At 45.8% G+C, this 20,756-nt stretch carries 17 protein-coding genes; 1 reads left to right on the top strand and 16 read right to left on the bottom strand.

Going from position 1 to position 20,756, the window contains the following annotated elements; translation table 11 throughout:
- Window positions 1-6: 6 nt before the first annotated feature.
- The gene (locus SPD80_RS03140; RefSeq protein WP_320604770.1) at window positions 7-750 is read left to right on the top strand and encodes a heparan-alpha-glucosaminide N-acetyltransferase; all 744 of its coding nucleotides are present in this window, start codon (window positions 7-9) and stop codon (window positions 748-750) included.
- On the opposite strand, the gene hflX is transcribed toward SPD80_RS03140, so the two are convergent.
- The 16 genes from hflX to SPD80_RS03060 all read right to left on the bottom strand — a co-directional run bounded on the left by hflX (window position 745) and on the right by SPD80_RS03060 (window position 20,707).
- A complete protein-coding gene (gene hflX / locus SPD80_RS03135) occupies window positions 745-2,052 on the bottom strand; it encodes a GTPase HflX (protein ID WP_320604768.1) in 1,308 nt (435 codons plus the stop codon). The genes SPD80_RS03140 and hflX overlap by 6 nt on opposite strands.
- Window positions 2,045-2,992 (bottom strand): tRNA (adenosine(37)-N6)-dimethylallyltransferase MiaA, encoded by a 948-nt coding sequence (gene miaA / locus SPD80_RS03130; RefSeq protein ID WP_320828453.1) that lies wholly within the window; start codon window positions 2,990-2,992, stop codon window positions 2,045-2,047. Before miaA ends, hflX begins: the two co-directional genes overlap by 8 nt.
- Entirely contained in the window at window positions 2,989-4,359 is a 1,371-nt protein-coding gene (miaB, locus tag SPD80_RS03125; RefSeq protein WP_320828452.1) for a tRNA (N6-isopentenyl adenosine(37)-C2)-methylthiotransferase MiaB, read from the bottom strand. The genes miaA and miaB overlap by 4 nt, the downstream gene beginning before the upstream one ends.
- 27 nt (window positions 4,360-4,386) lie before the next feature.
- Window positions 4,387-4,683: a stage V sporulation protein S gene (locus tag SPD80_RS03120; protein ID WP_320604762.1), complete on the bottom strand. Its 297-nt coding sequence runs from the start codon at window positions 4,681-4,683 to the stop codon at window positions 4,387-4,389.
- 109 nt (window positions 4,684-4,792) lie between these two features.
- Window positions 4,793-5,884: an ATP-binding protein gene (locus tag SPD80_RS03115; RefSeq protein WP_320828450.1), complete on the bottom strand. Its 1,092-nt coding sequence runs from the start codon at window positions 5,882-5,884 to the stop codon at window positions 4,793-4,795.
- Window positions 5,885-5,887: 3 nt separating this feature from the next.
- Complete coding sequence (gene rny, locus SPD80_RS03110; protein ID WP_320604755.1) at window positions 5,888-7,447, bottom strand: ribonuclease Y; 1,560 nt, start codon at window positions 7,445-7,447, stop codon at window positions 5,888-5,890.
- Between the two features lie 267 nt (window positions 7,448-7,714).
- Window positions 7,715-8,380 (bottom strand): regulatory protein RecX, encoded by a 666-nt coding sequence (locus SPD80_RS03105; protein WP_320604753.1) that lies wholly within the window; start codon window positions 8,378-8,380, stop codon window positions 7,715-7,717.
- Window positions 8,381-8,385: 5 nt separating this feature from the next.
- On the bottom strand, window positions 8,386-9,465 hold the full coding sequence (gene recA, locus SPD80_RS03100; RefSeq protein WP_320828448.1) for a recombinase RecA: 1,080 nt from the start codon (window positions 9,463-9,465) through the stop codon (window positions 8,386-8,388).
- A gap of 112 nt (window positions 9,466-9,577) precedes the next feature.
- Window positions 9,578-10,087, bottom strand: a complete 510-nt coding sequence (locus SPD80_RS03095; protein WP_320604749.1) for a CinA family protein — start codon at window positions 10,085-10,087, stop codon at window positions 9,578-9,580.
- A gap of 4 nt (window positions 10,088-10,091) precedes the next feature.
- Window positions 10,092-10,712: a CDP-diacylglycerol--glycerol-3-phosphate 3-phosphatidyltransferase gene (gene pgsA, locus SPD80_RS03090; protein WP_320604747.1), complete on the bottom strand. Its 621-nt coding sequence runs from the start codon at window positions 10,710-10,712 to the stop codon at window positions 10,092-10,094.
- Window positions 10,713-10,715: 3 nt separating this feature from the next.
- Window positions 10,716-12,056 (bottom strand): 30S ribosomal protein S12 methylthiotransferase RimO, encoded by a 1,341-nt coding sequence (rimO, locus tag SPD80_RS03085; protein WP_320828446.1) that lies wholly within the window; start codon window positions 12,054-12,056, stop codon window positions 10,716-10,718.
- Window positions 12,057-12,068: 12 nt separating this feature from the next.
- Window positions 12,069-12,566, bottom strand: a complete 498-nt coding sequence (locus tag SPD80_RS03080) for a YajQ family cyclic di-GMP-binding protein (RefSeq protein WP_320828444.1) — start codon at window positions 12,564-12,566, stop codon at window positions 12,069-12,071.
- 12 nt (window positions 12,567-12,578) lie between these two features.
- A complete protein-coding gene (locus SPD80_RS03075) occupies window positions 12,579-14,063 on the bottom strand; it encodes a helix-turn-helix transcriptional regulator (protein ID WP_320604741.1) in 1,485 nt (494 codons plus the stop codon).
- 2 nt (window positions 14,064-14,065) lie between these two features.
- The gene (locus SPD80_RS03070) at window positions 14,066-16,552 is read right to left on the bottom strand and encodes a DNA translocase FtsK (RefSeq protein ID WP_320828442.1); all 2,487 of its coding nucleotides are present in this window, start codon (window positions 16,550-16,552) and stop codon (window positions 14,066-14,068) included.
- An 8-nt stretch (window positions 16,553-16,560) separates the two neighbouring features.
- Entirely contained in the window at window positions 16,561-18,225 is a 1,665-nt protein-coding gene (locus SPD80_RS03065) for a ribonuclease J (protein WP_320828441.1), read from the bottom strand.
- 262 nt (window positions 18,226-18,487) lie between these two features.
- Window positions 18,488-20,707 (bottom strand): polyribonucleotide nucleotidyltransferase, encoded by a 2,220-nt coding sequence (locus SPD80_RS03060; protein ID WP_320604736.1) that lies wholly within the window; start codon window positions 20,705-20,707, stop codon window positions 18,488-18,490.
- Window positions 20,708-20,756 lie beyond the last annotated feature (49 nt).

The following is a 20,756-nucleotide window of genomic DNA, read 5'->3' as shown; positions in this document are numbered from 1 at the left end:
AAAATAATGGAAGAGAACCAAACTAAAAGAGTTTATGGCTTTGATGTTTTGAGAGGTATAGCTGTTATATCTATGGTGGCCTTCCACCTGTGCTATGACTTAACAAACTTTTCTAACAATACACTGCCTTGGTTTAGCGGTGCCTTTGAGGATATCTGGCGTAATAGCATTTCATGGACGTTCTTGTTCATTGCAGGATGTATGGTGTGTTATTCAAAAAACAACATCAAACGTTCTGGCAAATTGCTCATACTTGCATTCACTATATATGGTGTTACTAGCATTGCTTCGCTCGATACTCCCATAAGCTTTGGAATTATCTATTGTCTTGGAGCATCTACTGGTATAGCTGGAATCCTGCAATACACCAAGATTAAAGTTCAGGGATTTAAGCTAAGTGTGCTGCTCCTTCTTATATTTATATGCTTACTACATCTGAATGAAGGCCATATTGGCTTATTTGGAGTTCAATATGCTCTTCCCTATCAGCTATATTCCACTCCCTATTTAAACTGGCTTGGCTTGCCTGGACCAGGGTTTACTTCTGGAGATTACTATCCCGTGTTGCCGTATAGCCTTATATATTTTGCAGGCTGGTCATTTTGTACCTCTTGGCAAACAACTGGAATACCAGAGTGGTTTAGTAAGTTACGATGTAAGCCACTAGAACATATTGGCAAACATGCACTACTCATATATGTTTTGCATCAACCGCTCTTGCTGGGACTGTTACAACTCATCAACTCATGATTGAGCAATAATCTTATAAGGTTCAAGGGTTTGCTCCATACGAGCAGAAACGCTGATGGTAGCAATAAGTCCTGTATCATGATATTCTTCGCGAATGACCTGTGCTTGCTCATGGACCATTTTAAGCAAGATGCCCTTATCGTATGGAATACGCACAGTTATAACGCTATTGCCTGCAGATGCCTCTTTAGCAATGCGATACAGAAGACCATCCATATTGGTGCCTTTATAAGCGGAAACAAACTCAGCTGCCGGAAAGGTAACGCTCAAAGTACGTTTGAGTTCTGGAGAAATGACATCGCACTTGTTAAGGACAATAAGTGAAGGGATATCCTGAGCATCAATTTGCTGTAATACTTCATCAACGGCTTGAAGTTGCTTTACTACATGAGAATCACTTGCATCAGCAACTTTTACTATAAGGTCTGCAGCTTTAACTTCTGCAAGAGTTGAATTAAAAGATTTTATAAGTGTGGTAGGAAGTTTTTGAATAAACCCTACGGTATCTGTAAGCGTAATTTTTCTACCTTCAGATAAATTGAGTGAGCGTGTTGTGGGATCAAGCGTTGCAAACAATTCATCCTTTGCATATACCTCTGCACCAGTAAGCCTGTTGAGTAGCGTTGATTTACCTGCATTGGTGTAACCTGCTAAAGCAACCCGCCAGACGCCAGACTCCCAACGTGCTTTACTTTGTGTAGCACGACGCACGTCTAAATCTGCTAGTGCGTCTTTAAGCATGCCAATACGTTTTCTTACCAAGCGGCGATCTACCTCAAGCTGACTTTCACCCTGACCAAAACGACTACCAATACCTCCGCGCGTTTGTTCTCCTACTAAGTGACTCCACATGCCGCGCAAGCGAGGATACAGGTATTGCAGCTGAGCTAACTGTACCTGCAAACGTCCCTCTCGCGTTTTTGCATGAACACCAAAAATATCCAAGATGAGCGCCGTGCGATCAATTACCTTGGTGTGTGATCCCAGGATTTTCTCAAGATTTGCCTGTTGAGAAGGGCTAAGCTCATCGTCAAAAATAACAACATCTGCTTCAAGACGCGTAACTAGACTAACAAGTTCTTGAGCCTTACCAGAGCCAATAAATGTTTTTGGAACAGGAGTATCAAGTTTTTGAGTAAGACGGGCAATAACTTCTGCACCATCAGTTTGTGCCAATCGCTCAAGCTCAGATAAGGATTCTTCAACGCTCCACTCCCCTTTTCCAAAATCTACACCCACTAAAATTGCGCGCTCGGGCACTGGTGCAGTTGGGATGGGTTTAAAACGTTGAGCTTTAGCCATGTTGGCACCGTTCTTGTTTCCATTGCTTAATTGAGTGCACGATGTACTCAAAAGCCTGTTGCTGGGTCATGTCATCTAAAGACAGCCATATTGTTCTTTTATCACGCTTAAGCCAAGAAAGCTGACGTTTTGCATATCGTCTTGTGTGCAGCTTAATCAAGTCACGTGCTTCATCTAGTGACGTTAACCCGTCAAGCGCATCAATAATCTCTTTATACCCAATCGCCTTAGAAGCTGTTTTGGAATCTCGTAAACCTTGATCAAGAAGACTACGAACTTCATCCACTAAGCCCTGTTCAAACATGCAATCAACACGTGTATTAATACGAGCATACAGTTCTTCTCGCTTGCGTGTAAGTCCAAAAATCAAAACTGGATAGTGTGGCGTCCTCGCATGAAGACCATCATGAATGGAAGCATATGACAGTCCTTGATCGTATAACTCCAACGCACGAATGACACGACGCGTGTTATGAGGGTGTATTTCTTTGGCGCTTACGGCATCCTTTTCTTGCAGGAGCGCATAAAGCGCATCAGTGCCGTGCTTCTCTAGAAACCGCGTATATTTCTCTCGAGAAGGGCTTTGGACATCTCCTGAGGGAAACTCCATCTCATCAATAACAGCATCAAGATACAGTCCTGTACCACCACACAATACAGGCTGTCGATGCTCGTTTAAAAGGACATCAACGCATTGTCGTGCCTGTTTTTGAAACATATCAACAGAATAGTTTTGGCTCACATTACAGACATCAACCATTTGCAATTCTACACGACGGTTTTGGATGGGAGTCTTTGCAGTGCCAATATCCATGCCTCGATACACCTGCATAGCGTCTACAGAGATGACCGGAACGGAAAAATGCTTTGCTAATACATCAGCCAGAGCACTTTTACCAGATGCCGTAGGGCCAACAATGCAGACAACAGGAATGGTCATCGAGCGGCACCAACCATAGAGCCGCGCAAATACCAGGTACGTGCTTCATCAACCTCTACATCCACAATCTTACCGATAAGATCGTGAGCAGCTTGACCCTGCGGTACTGGGAAATGAACCGTTTGATTTTTGCGACTATGACCAACCATGACGTTCTTATCTGACTTTGAGGTACCTTCTACAAGCACTTCAGAGGTTGTATGAAGGTCAGCTTGGTTAGAGGTATAGGACAAATTGCTCACTAATTGAGTAAGCCGCTCAAAACGCTCTTGGATTACCTCATGAGGAGTGGAATCCATGATTTTCTCGGCAGGAGTACCGGGACGTTTGGAATAAATAAACGTAAAGGCAGAAGAAAAGCCCACTTCCTCCACTAAAGAAAGTGTTTGGTTAAAGTCTTGTTCTGTCTCTCCTGGAAAACCAACAATAATGTCGGTAGACAGAGCAATATGAGGCATAGCATTACGAATATTGTTCACCAAATGTAGATAGTCTTCTCGTGTATAGCGGCGATTCATTTTGCGCAGTACATTTGTAGAACCACTTTGAACAGCCAGATGAAGGTGTGGCATAACAGCTGGGGTTTCCGCCATAGCAGCAATGGTTTGCGTGGACAAATCCTTGGGATGTGAAGAAGTAAAGCGCAAGCGCTCAATGCCCGTATTACCAACACGGCGAAGAAGCTCTGCAAAACGAGGCTCGCCATAGCGGTTGCGACCATAAGAATTAACGTTTTGGCCAAGCAGTGTAATCTCACGAACGCCATCATGAACAAGATGCTCTGCCTCTATGGCAATATCTTCCATATCACGACTGTTTTCTCTGCCGCGCACGTAAGGCACAATGCAATAACTGCAAAAATTATTGCATCCCGTCATGATGGGTAGCCATGCATGGAATGATTGAGCACGATTGCTAGGCAGTTCTGTCGAGAAGTTCTTGTAGGTTTCTTCTGTGTCAGCATAAATAGTAGCGTGGTTGTGAGAGCTGAATGCCTCAGTGAGCAGGTGAGGCAGGTTTTGAATAGCCTGCGTACCAAATACAACATCTACATTAGGGATATTGTTACGCAAGTTTTCACCATCACGCTGAGCAATACAGCCACCAACTGCAACAACACGCTTACCAGCCGCGGGAGTAGGCGCACTTACCAGTGAAGAAACCTGACCATACAGACGTGTATCGGCTTTTTCTCGAACACAACAAGTCATAAAAATATCTGTGTCAGCCTCTTCCATTGAAGAAGCCTCATTCATGCCCATAGAATCTAACAGACCAGAAACGCGCTCTGAATCATGTAGATTCATCTGACAACCAAATGTTTTAATAGAGTAGGTCTTGCCCACAAGAACAGGGAAATCAGCCATTAAAAAGTTCTCTCCAAAAACAAAAAATTACTCAACAGAAGCTTCTGCTGGTGGCGCAGCAAGGCGATGTACATACACAGCAATGCGGATGGCTGTGCGGTTTTCTCCACCAATGGAAATATCAGAAAACGTGGGAGCACAAGAAATATCAATACCGGTAGGAATCAGAAAACCACGAGCAATGGCCAACGCTTTAATTGCTTGGTTAACAGCACCTGCACCAACACATTGCATGTTTACAGGAGTCCCATCTTTAACCATGCCAGCAATAGCACCTGCAACAGATGCGGGCGAAGATTTGCTTGATACTTTTAGATACTCCATGGGTACGACTCCTGCAAAGTGGTTTAGATAAGCGTGTGTGTACTGTATTTATGCGCGTTCAATTTTACGATACCGTTTGGACAAAATAAACGGAAGATTAAAAATGCAGTTAATCGCCTTTATCTATCTCAAAACTCACTGAAATACGATTCTTTGAGACTCTGATTTTTGGTTGCCCTGCAAGTGATACGTAGTAACGACTGGCAATAAGTTCAAAATCACGTTCAAGCAGACGAGAAAAATCATCGAGGTCATCGTTTGATATCTTAAGGCCACGACGATCCTTAAGAAGATCTATCTCATGATTTCCGACAGTATCAGCTGAATGTGTGAGCTGTGCAACAACGCTGCGCTGTGGCTTAATCTGATGTGCAAGAATACGATGAGCCGTACGTTCTGAAATATCCAGCCCAAGACTTTGAGCAACTTCTTGCAAGTCAACAGCATCAGCTGCCGCATACAGTCTATGCAGCACGGGTAAAGCTTCAAAGGAATCAATAAACAACAGTTCTGAATCATCAATTTCGGGACGAACACGCGCGCGAATAGTTGCAACTATTTCTGCAGGAGATCCAAGATATACCGCAACGTGAGGACGTTCTTCTAATGCAAACTCACAACAGGTACGAACGATATTGTGAGGGCCACGAATAACACTTTGGTTGCCCTCATCGTCAAGGCCCATTTGTGGCCACGTGGATTGATCTGCTCGTTCAGAAAGTTGAGAAGTATCAGTCACTATTCGAATAGAAGAGCCTTTACCCACATCAGAAGACATGACATGAGCTTCAGTGGAGTTTTCTTTAATGGAATATAACGCCATGCCACGACCATGCACACCCCAACGATCCATATGCATTGATTCCAACTTAGATGTTACGCGAGCGTCAAAGACCTTCTTATGCATGTAATCAGGGATACCTTGGCCATCGTCAAGAATAACAATCGTGCGCAAATCTTTATCGCGTGTAGTGGCCACGTAAATATGACGTGCTCCCGCATCACGGGAATTGCGCAACATCTCAACAATGACATCTTCTGAACAGCGAATATCATGCTTAGCTTGGCGACGCTCAGCTTCTGCCACACGCAGACGGACAAACCCCTCGCCTAAGTTTTCCTCAACGCGAAGGGTTTTATCGCCCGAAAGTGTTTCCACAAAATCGAGCAAGTCAGTATGTTTTTGAGAAGTTGTGCTCATAGCCTACTTAGCAATATCTACAGCACGCGACTCGCGAATAACAACAACGCGAACCTGACCGGGATATTCCATTTCATCCTCGATTTGCTGAGCAATGTCATGTGCCAAAACAGTGGCTTCAGAGTCAGAAATCTTTTGAGGTTCTACCATGACGTGCAGCTCACGACCAGCTTGCATGGCGTAGGTACGCTCAACGCCCTCATGTGCATTTGAGATAGTCTCGAGCTTTTCAAGGCGCTTAATGTAATTCTCTGCAGATTCACGACGAGCACCGGGGCGAGCGGCAGAGATGGCATCTGCTGCCTGAACGAGAAGATCCATGATGGTGTTAGGTTCAATGTCAGCGTGGTGCGCTTCAATGGCGTGCACAATGTCTGCACGCTCACCATAACGACGAGCAAAGTCTGCTCCAATAACAGCATGAGGACCTTCAACCTCATGGTCGATAGCTTTACCAATATCATGTAAAAGACCAGCACGTTTTACAGGAGTAGGATCAATACCAAGCTCAGAAGCCATAATGGCGCAAAGCTCTGCAACCTGTATGGAGTGCTGAAGAACATTCTGACCAAACGAAGTACGATAGCGAAGCTTACCAAGAATCTTGATGATTTCTGGATGCAAGTCATGCATGCCGCAATCAAATGCAGCCTGCTCGCCCGCCTCTTGGACGCGCTGATTGACAAGCTCCTCTGCCTTCTTGTACATCTCTTCAATGCGAGCAGGGTGAATGCGACCATCTGCAATGAGATTCTCGAGTGCAACACGAGCAGTCTCACGGCGCACAGGATCAAAACTTGAAAGCACTACGGTCTCGGGCGTGTCATCAATAACTAAAGAAACGCCGGAGATTTGCTCAAAAGTGCGAATGTTACGGCCTTCACGACCGATAATGCGACCCTTTAAATCATCAGAAGGGATATGCACGGAAGTTACGGTAATCTCACCAGCTTGGTCAGATGCGCAGCGTTGGATAGCAATAGAAACAATCTTGCGTGCCGTCTTTTCTGCTTCTGCACGTACACGGGTCTCAGACTCACGCAGTATCTGAGCCTCTTCTTTGATGGTGTCTTTACGAACCCTGTCAAGAAGTTCCTTATGTGCATCATCCGTTGTGAGTGCAGAAATACGCTCCAACTCTGTAGTTTGCTGAGAGATAATACCGTCTAAATCATTGCGCCTACGATCAAGTTGACCTTGCAAGTTTGACAGTTGGCGCTCACGCTTATCCAGTGCATCATTGCGACGATCAAGAGATTCCTCGCGTTGCATAATGCGATTTTCCATGCTGCGAAGCTCGCTTTTGCGCTGACGCTCTTCATTCTCGGAAGCCTGCTTCATTTGCAGGATTTCTTCCTTAGCTTCAAGAACAGCTTCTTTACGAGACGTCTCTGCTTGACGCTGAGCATCTGTATGAATCTGCTTGGCCTTATCTTCTGCTTCTTTAATTTTTGCCTGTGCTTCTTGTACACGTTTGGTGTGGGCACTATTTGCAATGAAATAGGCACCCGCTGCGCCTGCAATGAGGCACACAATGCCAATCAAGATAGAAATCGGTTCCATAAAACTGCTCTCCTATAGAAATATGTTAAGTTAGTTCAGGAATCAATCTTTGCGGATTGAACCCGTCAAAAGAGCACCTAGGACCGCTATATAGTTGGCAAAAAACTCATCAAAACATATATAAAACGTCAACCTATGGCAGACGTAAGTAAACTCAAATGACTCTCTAATCGTAGGTAGAGAAGGCAAACTTGTCAAATCTTTTTATTTAACCTACCTGCGCAAATGCAGTAATCCATGAAGTTTATTAAAAATTATGTGAAAAAACTATTCTTGAAGATAGCGCTTGACCGCATCAGAGGCTGAAGCATAAGAAAAACCACGTGATATGAGTTTTCTCATCAACTTTTGATAGGCTTGTTTTTCTGGGATAGCTTTTGTGCAGATAAAACTATAGGCACGGTCGGATTCACTTTGCTCTTCATAAAAATCATCGGGCCAGCCAGAAACTTCCACTATATCAATGCCCTTATTGGACAGCTCGCGCTCTATGCGTAGCTTTCCCCATCCCATAGATAACTTTGAACGAATAAATACCTCTGCAAAACGTTGATTGTTAAGAAAGTTAAGTTCAATGGCACGTTTAACAGCGTACTCAATACTCTTTTGTGAATAGCCATCCAAAGCTAACTTGTTAGAAGCTTCTTTAGTCGAATAATCTCTCCTATCAATCATGCTGGTAAGTCGTGAAAAAGCACAACTCTCTGAGAAGCGATTGAGCTCATAAAGCACCTCAGCACGTGACTGAGGAGCAATCTCATCTTTTTTGTGAGCGGTTATTAATTTACGAGCAACTGCAACCGGAATATACAGTGTTTCTTGGCCGGTTGCATCCGAAGTAATATGCAGCTGTGCCTTAGGTTTGCGAGCCCCCAAAACAGCAGTTGTACGTTCTGGAAGCTCACAATCCCATGAAAAAGTATTACAAGACACGGTGGTTATTCTTTATCCAATATGGGCGCACCCACAGGCTCATCACTAAGCTCAAGGCCACAAGCCTCACGAACCTTATGTTCAATCTCTAGGCATAAATCTGGATTGGTTCGTAAGAATTCTTTGGCAGCTTCACGTCCTTGTCCCAAACGTTCCGTCTGATAGGTGTACCAAGCACCAGACTTATTGACAATGTCATAATCTACAGCCATATCTAAGATAGAGCCTTCCTTAGAAATGCCAGTACCATACATAATGTCAAACTCTGCCTGCTTAAATGGTGGGGCTACCTTGTTTTTGACAATCTTTACCCGCACGCGATTGCCTACAACTTCTCCACTTTCTTTAATGGCATCAATACGACGGATATCCATACGTACAGAAGCAAAAAACTTAAGCGCACGACCTCCAGGTGTAGTCTCTGGATTACCAAACATGACACCTATCTTCTCGCGAAGCTGGTTAATGAAGATACAAGTGGTATTGGATTTAGAAAGAGACCCGGCAAGTTTACGTAAAGCTTGACTCATCAAACGAGCTTGTAGACCCACTGTTGTATCGCCAATCTCTCCCTCAATTTCTGCACGAGGGACTAAAGCAGCTACAGAGTCCACAACTACCACGTCAATGGCACCAGATCGAACAAGCATGTCACAAATTTCTAAAGCTTGTTCACCAGTATCTGGTTGAGAAATAAGAACATCATCAATATCAACACCAATGCGAGCAGCATAGCCAGGATCAAGGGCATGCTCAGCATCAATAAAGGCTACGACACCACCAAGTGCCTGTGCCTCTGCAAGTATTTCTAGGGAAAGAGTGGTTTTACCAGAAGACTCTGGACCATAAATCTCTATGATACGACCACGTGGTACACCGCCAATGCCAAGAGCGGCATCTAAGGCAATCGAACCAGTTGGAATACCCTCTACCTCAAGGTCTGGACCACCATCACCAAAACGCATGATTGCACCTTTACCAAAGCGCTTCTCAATCTCTGCGGTGGTGGTATCAATCATTTTTTCACGCTCTTCACCAGTTGTTTTTGCGTGAACCTCGCGGTTAAGGCCTTTGCTTTTTGCCATAGGGCTCCCTTCTCTCATGAAAGAGAATATACGAACGCTTGTTCGGTGTCAATGGGTACGCTCTATTTTGCAAGAAGCATATGACAGATACCAAACAACTGACAACATAAACCTAACAATCAGCAAGACCGTCTAGTAAAGCCTGGAGCGCAACGTACACGGCCTGTTGGCGTACGGCGGCTCTATCACCATCAAAATGTTTTACAAAACTCGTAACAGTATTTGGTGTGCATACGCCAAACCAAACAGTACCAACAGGTTTACCAGGCTCTGCACCGCTAGGTCCTGCAATGCCCGTAACTGATACCGTAACGTCAGCCTTAAGGATTTGAGAAACACCTTGTGCCATCTGCTGAGCACATTCAGAAGATACGGCACCCACCGTAGAAAGAACCTGAGAATCTACACCAAGCACATCATGCTTTACTTCGACGGCATAGCTAACAATTCCACCGCGCATAGCAGTACTTGATCCGCTTACGGATGTTAGAGCTGCGCTTACCAGCCCTCCTGTACATGACTCCGCAGTAGCTATTTGTTGATGCGTAGTACGTGCTTGCAAAACAACACGTGCTGCAAGTTCTAAATTATCTTGATTGAGCGAGTCTGTTAGAGCCACCATACGTTTATTCCTCGCCTAAGGAACTCCAAGACTTAATAAAGTAATCAATCCCGGACCATGCAGTAAGAATCATTGCACTATAAAAACTTACGGTGGAAGTTCCAAAAAAGATGAGCCAAGGTATGCCTGCGGGAAGCGTTAGAGCAAGCATATAACCACATAAGGCAATCATTGTAGTGGCCGTTTTCCACTTTCCAAGGTTACTTGCTGCAATAACAGTGCCTTTGGAAGCAACAACCATACGCAGGCCAGAAACTAGAAACTCGCGAGAAATAACAAGCACGATACTCCAGGCAGGAACAATGCTTTGCTCCAAAAGCCAAACCATACCTGTTACCACAAGTAATTTATCTGCAATTGGATCAAGAAACTTGCCAAAAACTGTTACCTCTCCCCTGCTCCGGGCAAGATAACCGTCAATTTTATCGGTAAGTGACAAAAAGGTAAAAAAGGCAAAAACAGCAAAACCACCCCAGTTAATTGCCGTGCCATTGCTCTTGGCAGGAATAAGTTCTGCCATCAAAATCCATGCGGGGATAAGAACAACTCGAATGGTTGTTACGATATTTGCAGCAGTCCAACGAATGCCAGAACCAGTCTTGTTGGAAGAAGAATTAGTGCTCATACGTTATGCTTCCTCATCTGCAGTGTTTACAATTTCACCAATAAGTTCATAACAGAACGAATCAACCAAATCACACGTTACAATATCACCCACTGCTGCCTCACCATATGCAATATGAACAGCACCATCGCAGTCTGGCGCTTGGAACCAGGTATGACCAATAAGCTCAGGACCATGGTCTCCTTCTTCAACGCCATCGATAATAACTTGTACACGCTCGCCTACATGCTTGGCAGTGGCAGCAAAACCAAGCTGTTCGACCACGTCAATCAAAGCTTGAGTACGTTCAAGTTTTACTGCCTCGTCAATTTGATTGGACATCTTTGCGCCGCGTGTACCCTCCTCAGGTGAATAGGTAAACACTGAGGTGTAATCAAACTCTTGTTCAGAAAGAAAACTCATAAGCTCGTCAAAGTCTTCTTCTGTCTCTCCAGGAAAGCCAGTAAGTGCTGTGGTGCGCAATACCATACCTGGAATCTCATGACGAAGACGAGCAAATACCTTACGAAACTCGCTGGCATTACCCGTGCGATTCATTGCTTTAAGAACAGAACCTGAGCAATGTTGTATGGGAATATCAATATAAGGCAAAACCTCAGGAGTATCTCGAATAGCAGCAATAAGATCGTCTGTCATGCCCTCAGGCTGCAGGTACAAAACACGAACCCAGCCTTGGTAAGGACGTGCTGCTTCACCAACCTGACGCAAAAGCCATGCTAAATCGTACGGACCTTCTACATCATTGCCCCAAACACCAGTATCCTGGCCAATGAGAATAATCTCGCGAACGCCACCCTCCATAAGAGTGTGCACCTCATCTAGAATCTCTTGTGCCGACCTTGAGGCATAACGACCACGGATATAAGGGATGGCGCAAAAGGCACAAAAACGATCACAACCATCAGAGATTTTTACAAAGGCGCTTGCGCCATCTACCGTACGCAAAGCCAGCTCTGAAAGATCTGCAACAGAAGAGCGTTTCTCGATACCTAAAACACCGGAAACGACGTCAACAATGCCATCTTCTTCATCGGTGCGTACAAAAGCAGCAACTTCAGGTAGCTCCTGAGGAAGCGCGTTGCCATACCGAGACGGAACACATCCACACATGATGATGGGTTTTTGTCGAACGCCAGAAGCGGCATCTTCGGCAAGCTCGAGGGTTGTCTCGATACTTTCTGTCGTAGCACTGGCGAGAAAAGAACAGGTATTGACGAGGACAATATCTGCATCCTCAACGTCCGTAGCATCGTTATAGCCACTCATACGCAAGAGCGCACGCATGCGATCCGTATCTACTTCATTTTTTGCACAACCGAGCGTGACATAACAAACAGATGGCATAAAGGCATAGTCCTAACGATAGTTAACAAATTGAAGAGGCTGATTGTAATCCTTTTCACGAAGGAAGCTAATAACTTGTTGTAAAGCGTCCTTAGAAGCAGAAGTAACGCGGAGTTTATCACCCTCTACGGTAGCCTTAACCTTAAGCTTCTGATCACGAATGTCCTTGGAAATCTTCTTGGCAAGTTCCTGCTCAATACCTTGCACAATATGACCAATCAAACGCACAGAAGAACCCGTTGCAGCTTGAGGCTTATCCCAGCGAACAGCCTTAAGGTCAACCTTACGTTTAACAAGCTTGCTATTAAGCACATCAGTTACTTGTGAAGCAGTAAACTCGGAAGGAGCATGAACCGTAATGATGCCATCTGCTTTAGAAAGCTCAATTGTGGCACCTGTATCTTTGAGGTCATAGCGCTGCGTAAGTTCACGTGCGGTCTGTTGGAATGCGTTATCAACTTCTTGCATATCTACCGTAGATACAACATCAAAACTAGAATCTTTTGCCATAATGATGCTCCTTTACTGGGTGCCCGAAGACGAGTGAGACGAAGAGTCGGAAGCAGTGGTGCTCTTGGTGTCAGAGTTAGCATCTGCAGCCTCTGTTGTAGCAGCATTGGGATTGGTGCCCTGGATAGTAATGCTGCCTACACCATTAGAACGCTCATCAAAGCGCACGTTTTCTCCGTTTTTACTTATGCTTACTGCAGAAGTGTCATTAACCCGAATAGTAATTTCCTTGGTAACGGTATAGGTCTTTGACCAAGGGCCTGTGACGGTTTGCGCAACCTCAGAGATTCCGTCATTGGTAATCTCTAACCATGTTACTGAGCCTTCTCCCACTGACACCTTTACTACGGTCTCGGTAACGGGAGCCGTCGTGGTAGCAGCAGGGGTATCGGCGGCGCTGGTTGTTGCAGCACTACTTGCAGCACTTGTACTAGAGGCAGCAGTAGTTGCCGTAGAAACAGCAACGGTTTTCTTGGTATTGGTTACTTGATTAGTACAAGAACGAACCGCTACAAAAACTATGATGATAAGCAGCACTGCCAAAGCTATCAAAATGCTTATCATGGCACGAATTCTGTCAGAGAAAAAGTAACTCAAAAACCCAAGTATTCCAGGCTCTTGAGGGGTTGTGTTAGAACGCCTATTGCGCAACTGTCTACGTTGCAGCTCATCATTGCGCTTGACTGAAGGACGATTGGTTGACGCAATGTTGCGGTACGAACGTCTACCCTGACGAGAAGAAGCTGACTCATACCTACGCGCGTTATTCTCGATACGCAAATCATCCGTGTATTGATCAGACGCTGGACGACGAGAAACCACATCACCAGTACGTGGAGTACGGACACGAGCTTGATTATCTTGTGAAGCAGCCGCATTACGAGAACGTCGAGAAGAGCGTCGAGGGCTTGTATATGCTGAAGAGGCAGAACTGCTGGTATAAGGACGGCCCTGCGGATATGACGTATTTGCAGATGACATCATATTGGTGGCAGTGTCATCATAGCTACGCATGGCAGAGCTACCCTGCTGATACAATTCAGAGCGTGAACGCGCTTGCGAGGTAGTATCAAAGGAACCCGTTCGCCCGAGTAAGGGGTTCTCGGGCAGTAAATGAGGTGGTTCTGGCAAGCGAGTGTTGGCTGAACGCCTACCAACAATAGGCAGTTCGTAGCTTGACGCCTCCATTGGACCGCGACCGTGTACACCATCACGTGTGCGACGGCGCAGCTCATGAGACATAACACCGTTGGTATGCTCATATAAATCTTCTTGGAACTGATCGACCACTTCACGGGCATTGAGACCCAAGTAGCGCGCATATGAAGAAAGCATGCCCTGAGCATAACCAGACTTTGGAATGGAGGTGAAGTCTGCTTCTTCAAAAGCGATAAGTGCCTGCTCCTTAAGCTTGAGTACGCGAGCAGCTTGCTCAATAGATAGACCAAGCTGTTTGCGGCGATTGCGCAACATTTCACTAAAGCGTGGATATGTCATGACTACACCTCCCTATACTCAGACTCTGCAGCACGAAGTTCCTCAAGTCCGTCTGCGTCAATAAGCACTTCACGGGGTTTTGAACCATCCGGAGGACCAACAACCCCTTTTGCTTCAAGCATATCCATAATACGTCCAGCACGAGCATAACCAACTTTAAGCCTGCGCTGAATACCAGAGGTAGAACCAAGCTGCGAATCCACAACTATTTGTGCTGCTTCCCACACCAAAGGATCATCATCAGAAGCAACATCTGCCCCACCAGCACTTGGCTTTCCAGGTGCTACGGCAGACAAGATATCCTCATGATAATCTGCCTCATGATGTTCCTTAATGAAGTCAACCACCTGTTCGACTTCTGCCTCAGAGACAAAACATGCCTGTGCACGCTTGGGTTTGCGGCCGCGAAGCTTATACAACATATCGCCGCGACCCAAAAGCTTCTCGGCACCCGTCTGATCTAAAATGATACGCGAGTTGATGCTGTTATCAACAGAAAGAGCTACGCGGTTATCGATGTTTGCCTTAATAAGGCCTGTTACCACATCGGCAGAAGGACGTTGTGTTGCAACAATCAGGTGAATGCCCGCAGCACGGCCCAGCTGAGCAATGCGAACAATAGATGACTCAACGTCTTTGCCGGCAACCATCATAAGATCGCTCAGCTCGTCAATAACAATAACAAAGTACGGCATTTTGTTGGGAGGATTGTCCATCTCGGACAATTTACCACTCTCTACCTGCCTATTAAACGACTTGATGTCACGAACTTTGTAGTGTTCAAACACCTTAAGACGACGTTCCATCTCGGTCACGCCCCACTGCAGGGCACTGGTAGCCTGCCTGGGTTCTGTAACAACAGGTACATACAAATGAGGAAGCCCTGCATAGAAAGTAAACTCTACGCGCTTAGGATCAACCATAATAAGACGCAGTTCTTCAGGCGTAGCACGCATCAGCATGGTCATAACAATGCTGTTAAGAAGAACGGACTTACCGGAGCCCGTCGTACCTGCAACAAGCAAGTGGGGCAGCGCAGCTATATCTACCACAACGGGAGCACCCTCAGAGTCACGACCAAATGCCGCCTCCAAAGGACCACCTGTTACATGAGAGAGCACATCTCCCAAATACACGGGCTGCGTTGCCTTATTTGGGATTTCAATACCAACCAACGAGGTTCCAGGAATGGGCGCAAAAATACGAACAGATTTTGCTGCCAGTGAAAGAGCAATGTCATCTTCAAGATTGCGAATCTTGTTTACACGCTCACCTTCGCCCATCTCAATTTTAAACGTCGTAACAGCAGGTCCACTAGTCCAACCCACTACCCTACTCACAAGACCAAACTCTTCCAACGTAGATTGAAGTTTGGTAGCTGTTGCAGAAAGCTCATCAGAGCTCACGGCATGAGATACCGAACGCTCCCCCCGTTTAATCATGTCAATAGGTGGCAAGGCGCCATCGAGCTGACCAGCACGTTCGCGCAGAGGATCCACCTTTGGAGCTGTAGAGTTCTTTGCCTTTTGATCCTGGGCGGATGCGTTTTGCAAAAAGCCGGGAATAGCCGCTGGACTGCTTGTTTCATTTTTTGTCGTGCGCTTATTGTTAGAAGGTGCAGCATCCCCAACAGCTGCTGTCTCATTCTGAGAAACATTTTTTTTCTTGCGTTTAAGCACCGTAGTTGCTGGAGTAGAAGCCTCTTCTGCTTTTGAAGCATCATTGCGCTTAATAACCGTAGTTTTACGTGCTCCAATAAAGGTAGTTGCAGGCTCATTACTTGCAGCACGCGCATTATGCGGCACTGCTTGATACTCTTGAGCACGTTCAAGTTTGTTGTGCGCTGCGCGCTTTGCCGCTTCTTCTCTTCTGATTGCGGCAGCTTCACGAAAATCTGCAGCTTTATCCTGCAAATTTGCAACCACAGAACTTATCGAGAAGCCACAAACAATAATGCCAGCAATCACGACACCAGCTAAAACAACCAAGGCAACCAGTTTACCTAACAAAGAAACTAATACCCATGCAACACCGCCACCTACATATCCACCAGCTCTGAGCAATACGGCTGTTTGGAAGACTATGGCTGGGTTAGTTTCTATGCCAGGTACAAGTACCGATAATATCGACAGAACCGCAACTACAATGAGCGTAAGACCCAGGGCGATACGATGAGAAATAGGCCCATCAGACGACATGAAGTATGTAAGTGCATACAAAAACAAAGCAATGGGCACTAAGAGAGCACCCGCACCAAACCCCTGCATAAGCGCCTGACCGGTAAGATGAGTTACTGGTGCATCTGAAGGAGAAAGAAGTGCGAGTGCGAGTGCAAGTGCAACAACAGCAATCAAAACACCAATGATGTCATTGATGGCTGTGCTTGAGGCAAACAAACGAGCATCATTACGACGAGCACCTGCTCCACGATTGGCACTCGCGTTGGACTTTTTGCCTTTACGGGATATGTTTGAACTGCGATTGGGCATGAAAAATCCTAAACTTCCATCACGACCGGGATAACCATTGGACGTGTGTGAGTCTTATTCCACAAATAATTAGAAAGGCTATTACGAGCAGTCTTACGCAGTGACTCAAGCGAGGAACCATTACTGCTTGCAGCATTGTTTACTGAATCACGAATAGAATCCTGCGCGCCAGACAACAAGGAATCATCGCCTGCAAAGGAAACACCACGCATGGAGATTTCAATCTCTGAAACCTTGCGATTGCGCGTAGAGATTGCAACAAAGCACGTAACAATACCATCCTCAGAAAGCTTTTGACGATCGCGCAAAACCGCTGGTTCTGTATCGCCAATACGAAGACCATCTACATATACAATGCCAGACTCAACCGGTGTGCCAAAACGCACCTTTCCAGCACGCATCTCCAGGGTATCGCCATTATCTAACAAGAAGATATTATCGGGATTAACTCCCATATCACGCCCAAGCTGAGCATGGGCACGCACATGAATAGCTTCACCATGAACAGGAGCAAAATTAACAGGATGCGTCATGGCCAACAAAAGCTTGAGCTCTTCTTTTGAACCATGACCAGAAACATGAACCAGCGCATTGCTTTTATCGTAAATAACGCAACCAATTTTAGATAGTGAGTTCACAATGCCCTGAACGGAACGCTCATTACCAGGAACAGGCGTTGCAGAAATAATGACGGTATCCTGTGCGGTAATAGAAAGCGATTTGTGCTCACCATTTGCCATACGTGCAAGCGCACTCAAAGGCTCACCTTGACTACCAGTACACAACACAACGATTTTATCGTCAGGAATCTCATCAACGTTGAAGGCGTCAATAATGTCCTCATCTGCAATGTGTAAATAACCCAAGTCACGAGCAATCTTGGTATTGGTAATCATAGAGCGACCGGTTACAACAACTTTGCGGCCAGATGCAACGGCAAAGTCACAGATTTGCTGTAAGCGATGAATGTGACTTGCAAAGGATGCGACAAAAACTTTACCCGTAGCATTCTTGATGATATGTCGAAGTGAGGCGCCAACCTCGGCTTCAGAGGGGGTGTAACCAGGGCGAATGGCATTGGTAGAATCTGAGAGCAGTAAATCTATGCCTTGATGACCAAACTTTGTAATAGCGTAATAGTTAGGCAAAACGCCATCAATAGGAGTTTGATCCAGTTTAAAGTCTCCTGTATGCATGACCGTACCCTGAGGCGTTTGTAAAAACACGCCAAAAGCACCAGGGATGGAATGTGTCATAGAAAAAAAATCAATTGAAAACTTGCCTAAATCAATATGAGACCCATCTGTAACTATACGAAACTTAGGGTTACGAATCTTATGCTCTGCTAATTTACCCTCAATAAAGCCCAGCGTAAGGGCGCTAGAAAAAATAGGTACTTTGGGAACTAAATCCTGAAGCAAATAGGGCAACGCACCCGTATGATCCTCATGACCATGCGTGATAATAATGCCGCGCAGTTTGTTTTCATTTTCAAGCACATAGGTGTAATCAGGAAGAACCAAATCAATACCTGGTTGATCATCATCTGGAAACATAAGACCAGCATCGATAAGAACCATGTCATCGCCATATTCAAAGGCGGTCATATTCTTACCAATGCCATCCAAACCACCCAAGGGGATAATCTTGAGAGGTGGCTTCTTTTTTGCCATAGTAGTAGTAAATCCTTTCGGTTTTTTCTTTATAAAACACAGCAACACTTTGCTGAACTGTTCAATCTTTGTAACCTATTCATTGTAATGGAAAGTCAGTTTTAATCGAACTACCTGCACTATACCCACAATTAAAAGAGTGTATTTCTTATGCTGCTCACGCCTGCATAGCACCAGCTTAAAACTACATATAAAAAAGCTGCTCTCTTATACGAAAGCAGCTTTTAAAAATGTGATACCAAAAAACTTGAACTACATGGCCTTAGTCTGCGTTATGGTGACGGCGTGGCTTACGTACACCGTTAGATCCTTGATCACCAGGACGGCGCGTGTTGTTGCGGTCATTGCGCGTCTTGGTGCCATCAAAACCCTTGGATGCGCCTTCGGGGGCCTCGGGTTTATCGATACGGTCAAGAGAAATCTTGCCCTTGTCATCTACCTCAAGAACCTTAACCTTAACCTCATCGCCAACGTTAAGGATGTCTTCAACCTTATTGACACGACCCTGAGCAAGACGAGAGATATGCAGCAAGCCGTCCTTACCAGGGAGTAACTCAACAAACGCACCAAATGCCTGGATACCTACGACACGTCCAACGTACTCTTCACCAGGCTCTGGAACCTTAACGATGGCTTTAACACGCTCTGCAGCCTCATTACCAGCTTCACCAACACCAGCAATAAAGACAGTTCCGTCTTCCTGAATGTCAATCGTAGCGCCAGTCTCATCCTGAATGCCACGAATAACCTTGCCGCCGGAGCCAATGACATCACGGATTTTATCAACTGGAATCTGCAGGCTAATAATAGTAGGCGCAGTATCCTTAGTGTGCTCGCGAGGCGCTGGAATCTCATCAAGCATTGCCTGAAGGATGTGCATGCGTCCTTCATGGGACTGCTTCATAGCCTGCTCAAAAATCTCGGAGGTAAGACCGGTTGCCTTGTTATCCATCTGCATGGCAGTAATGCCTCGCTCGGTACCAGTTACCTTAAAGTCCATATCTCCCAAGAAGTCCTCAAGACCTTGAATATCTGTAAGGACAACTGTCTTACCTGCTTCTTGAATAAGGCCCATGGCAACACCGGAAACGGGGCGTTTAATGGGTACGCCAGCATCCATCAGTGCAAGAGTAGAACCGCAGGTAGATCCCATGGAAGAGGAGCCATTGGATTCCATTACCTCAGATACAACACGAATGGCATAGGGGAACTCTTCCTCAGAAGGCAAAACGGGCAGCAGTGCACGCTCGGCCAACGCACCATGCCCAAGCTCACGACGCTTAGGACTGCCCATACGACCAGTTTCACCCGTGCAGTATGGAGGGAAGTTGTAATGATGGATGTAACGCTTACCCTCAACAGGCTCAATGGTATCTAAGCGCTGCCACTCATTAAGCATGCCCAAGGTGGCTACCGAAAGCACCTGAGTTTGGCCACGCTGGAACAAACCAGAACCATGAACCAAAGGCAAATAATCAGGCTTCACCATAAGCGGACGCACCTCATTGGCAACACGACCATCTACACGCTCGCCCGTCTCGACAACCATCATGCGCATAGCATGCTTTTCAAGACCCTTGAGCTCCACCGCAATGGCACGGCTCCACTCCTCAAGTTCCTCGTCACTAAACTCAGCCTTAATTTGCTCTTTAAGTGCAGAAACACGACCAATACGAGACTGTTTGTCCTCATTTTTAAGGGCAGCGCTCATTTCATCATAGTGAGCAAAAATACGCTCGTGAACCTCGGCAATGGGCTCATCAAGGATGTATTGACGCTGCTCAATAGGACCGTTTACCTCTTCATACTTGGCAATAAACTTCTTTTGCTCCTCGCAAAATGCTGCAATAGCTTTTTGACCAAATGCCATAGCTGCAAGCATATCCTGCTCAGAGATTTCCTCTGCACCTGCTTCAAGCATGGAGATAAAACCGTCAGAACCAGCAAGTTCCAAATCAAGATCAGAGTTAGCGCGCTCTTCATAGGTAGGGTTAACCATAAGCTCGCCTGTGTCTTTAGAGCGACCAATGCGAACACATGCCAAAGGACCCTCAAAAGGAACGCCACCTACTGCCAATGCAGCAGATGCTCCCATAATGCAGATAGTATCTACCGCGTGAATTTGGTCGGCAACCAAGGAGGTTGCTACAACCTGCACCTCATTGCGGAATCCCTCAGGAAAGCTTGGGCGAAGCGGACGATCAATCATACGAGCTGTAAGCGTGGCTTTTTCGGAAGGACGAGCCTCACGCTTAAGATAGCCGCCAGGAATACGGCCAACTGCATACATCTTTTCGATAAAATCCACCGTCAGTGGAAAGAAGTCGTAATCCTTACGCTCATCCGATACCACAGCAGTGAGAAGAACCGTCGAGTCGCCGCAGGTAACCAAACATGCTCCAGTTGCCTGTTTTGCAAGCTCACCAGATTCTAAAACGTAATGCTTACCATACAAATCGAACTCGTGGGTAACCTTTGTCATATCTTATTTCCCCTTAACTCCGCCTGCCCCATTGCAGACGGGCCTCATA

The sequence above is a fragment of the Atopobium sp. genome (genome assembly GCF_034113385.1).
Classification (GTDB): Bacteria; Actinomycetota; Coriobacteriia; order Coriobacteriales; family Atopobiaceae; genus Atopobium.
This window is presented reverse-complemented; position numbering and strand designations above follow the sequence as displayed.

Excerpts from the sequence above, each read along its gene's own strand:
- SPD80_RS03065 (WP_320828441.1), bottom strand. The coding sequence starts at position 18,225 with ATGGCAAAAAAGAAGCCACCTCTCAAGATTATCCCCTTGGGTGGTTTG.
- SPD80_RS03115 (WP_320828450.1), bottom strand. The coding sequence starts at position 5,884 with ATGAGCACAACTTCTCAAAAACATACTGACTTGCTCGATTTTGTGGAA.
- pgsA (WP_320604747.1), bottom strand. The coding sequence starts at position 10,712 with ATGAGCACTAATTCTTCTTCCAACAAGACTGGTTCTGGCATTCGTTGG.
- rimO (WP_320828446.1), bottom strand. The coding sequence starts at position 12,056 with ATGCCATCTGTTTGTTATGTCACGCTCGGTTGTGCAAAAAATGAAGTA.
- miaB (WP_320828452.1), bottom strand. The coding sequence starts at position 4,359 with ATGGCTGATTTCCCTGTTCTTGTGGGCAAGACCTACTCTATTAAAACA.
- SPD80_RS03140 (WP_320604770.1), top strand. The coding sequence starts at position 7 with ATGGAAGAGAACCAAACTAAAAGAGTTTATGGCTTTGATGTTTTGAGA.
- SPD80_RS03120 (WP_320604762.1), bottom strand. The coding sequence starts at position 4,683 with ATGGAGTATCTAAAAGTATCAAGCAAATCTTCGCCCGCATCTGTTGCA.
- SPD80_RS03075 (WP_320604741.1), bottom strand. The coding sequence starts at position 14,063 with ATGACATATCCACGCTTTAGTGAAATGTTGCGCAATCGCCGCAAACAG.
- SPD80_RS03060 (WP_320604736.1), bottom strand. The coding sequence starts at position 20,707 with ATGACAAAGGTTACCCACGAGTTCGATTTGTATGGTAAGCATTACGTT.
- SPD80_RS03080 (WP_320828444.1), bottom strand. The coding sequence starts at position 12,566 with ATGGCAAAAGATTCTAGTTTTGATGTTGTATCTACGGTAGATATGCAA.
- recA (WP_320828448.1), bottom strand. The coding sequence starts at position 9,465 with ATGGCAAAAAGCAAAGGCCTTAACCGCGAGGTTCACGCAAAAACAACT.
- SPD80_RS03070 (WP_320828442.1), bottom strand. The coding sequence starts at position 16,552 with ATGCCCAATCGCAGTTCAAACATATCCCGTAAAGGCAAAAAGTCCAAC.
- hflX (WP_320604768.1), bottom strand. The coding sequence starts at position 2,052 with ATGGCTAAAGCTCAACGTTTTAAACCCATCCCAACTGCACCAGTGCCC.
- SPD80_RS03095 (WP_320604749.1), bottom strand. The coding sequence starts at position 10,087 with ATGGTGGCTCTAACAGACTCGCTCAATCAAGATAATTTAGAACTTGCA.
- miaA (WP_320828453.1), bottom strand. The coding sequence starts at position 2,992 with ATGACCATTCCTGTTGTCTGCATTGTTGGCCCTACGGCATCTGGTAAA.
- rny (WP_320604755.1), bottom strand. The coding sequence starts at position 7,447 with ATGGAACCGATTTCTATCTTGATTGGCATTGTGTGCCTCATTGCAGGC.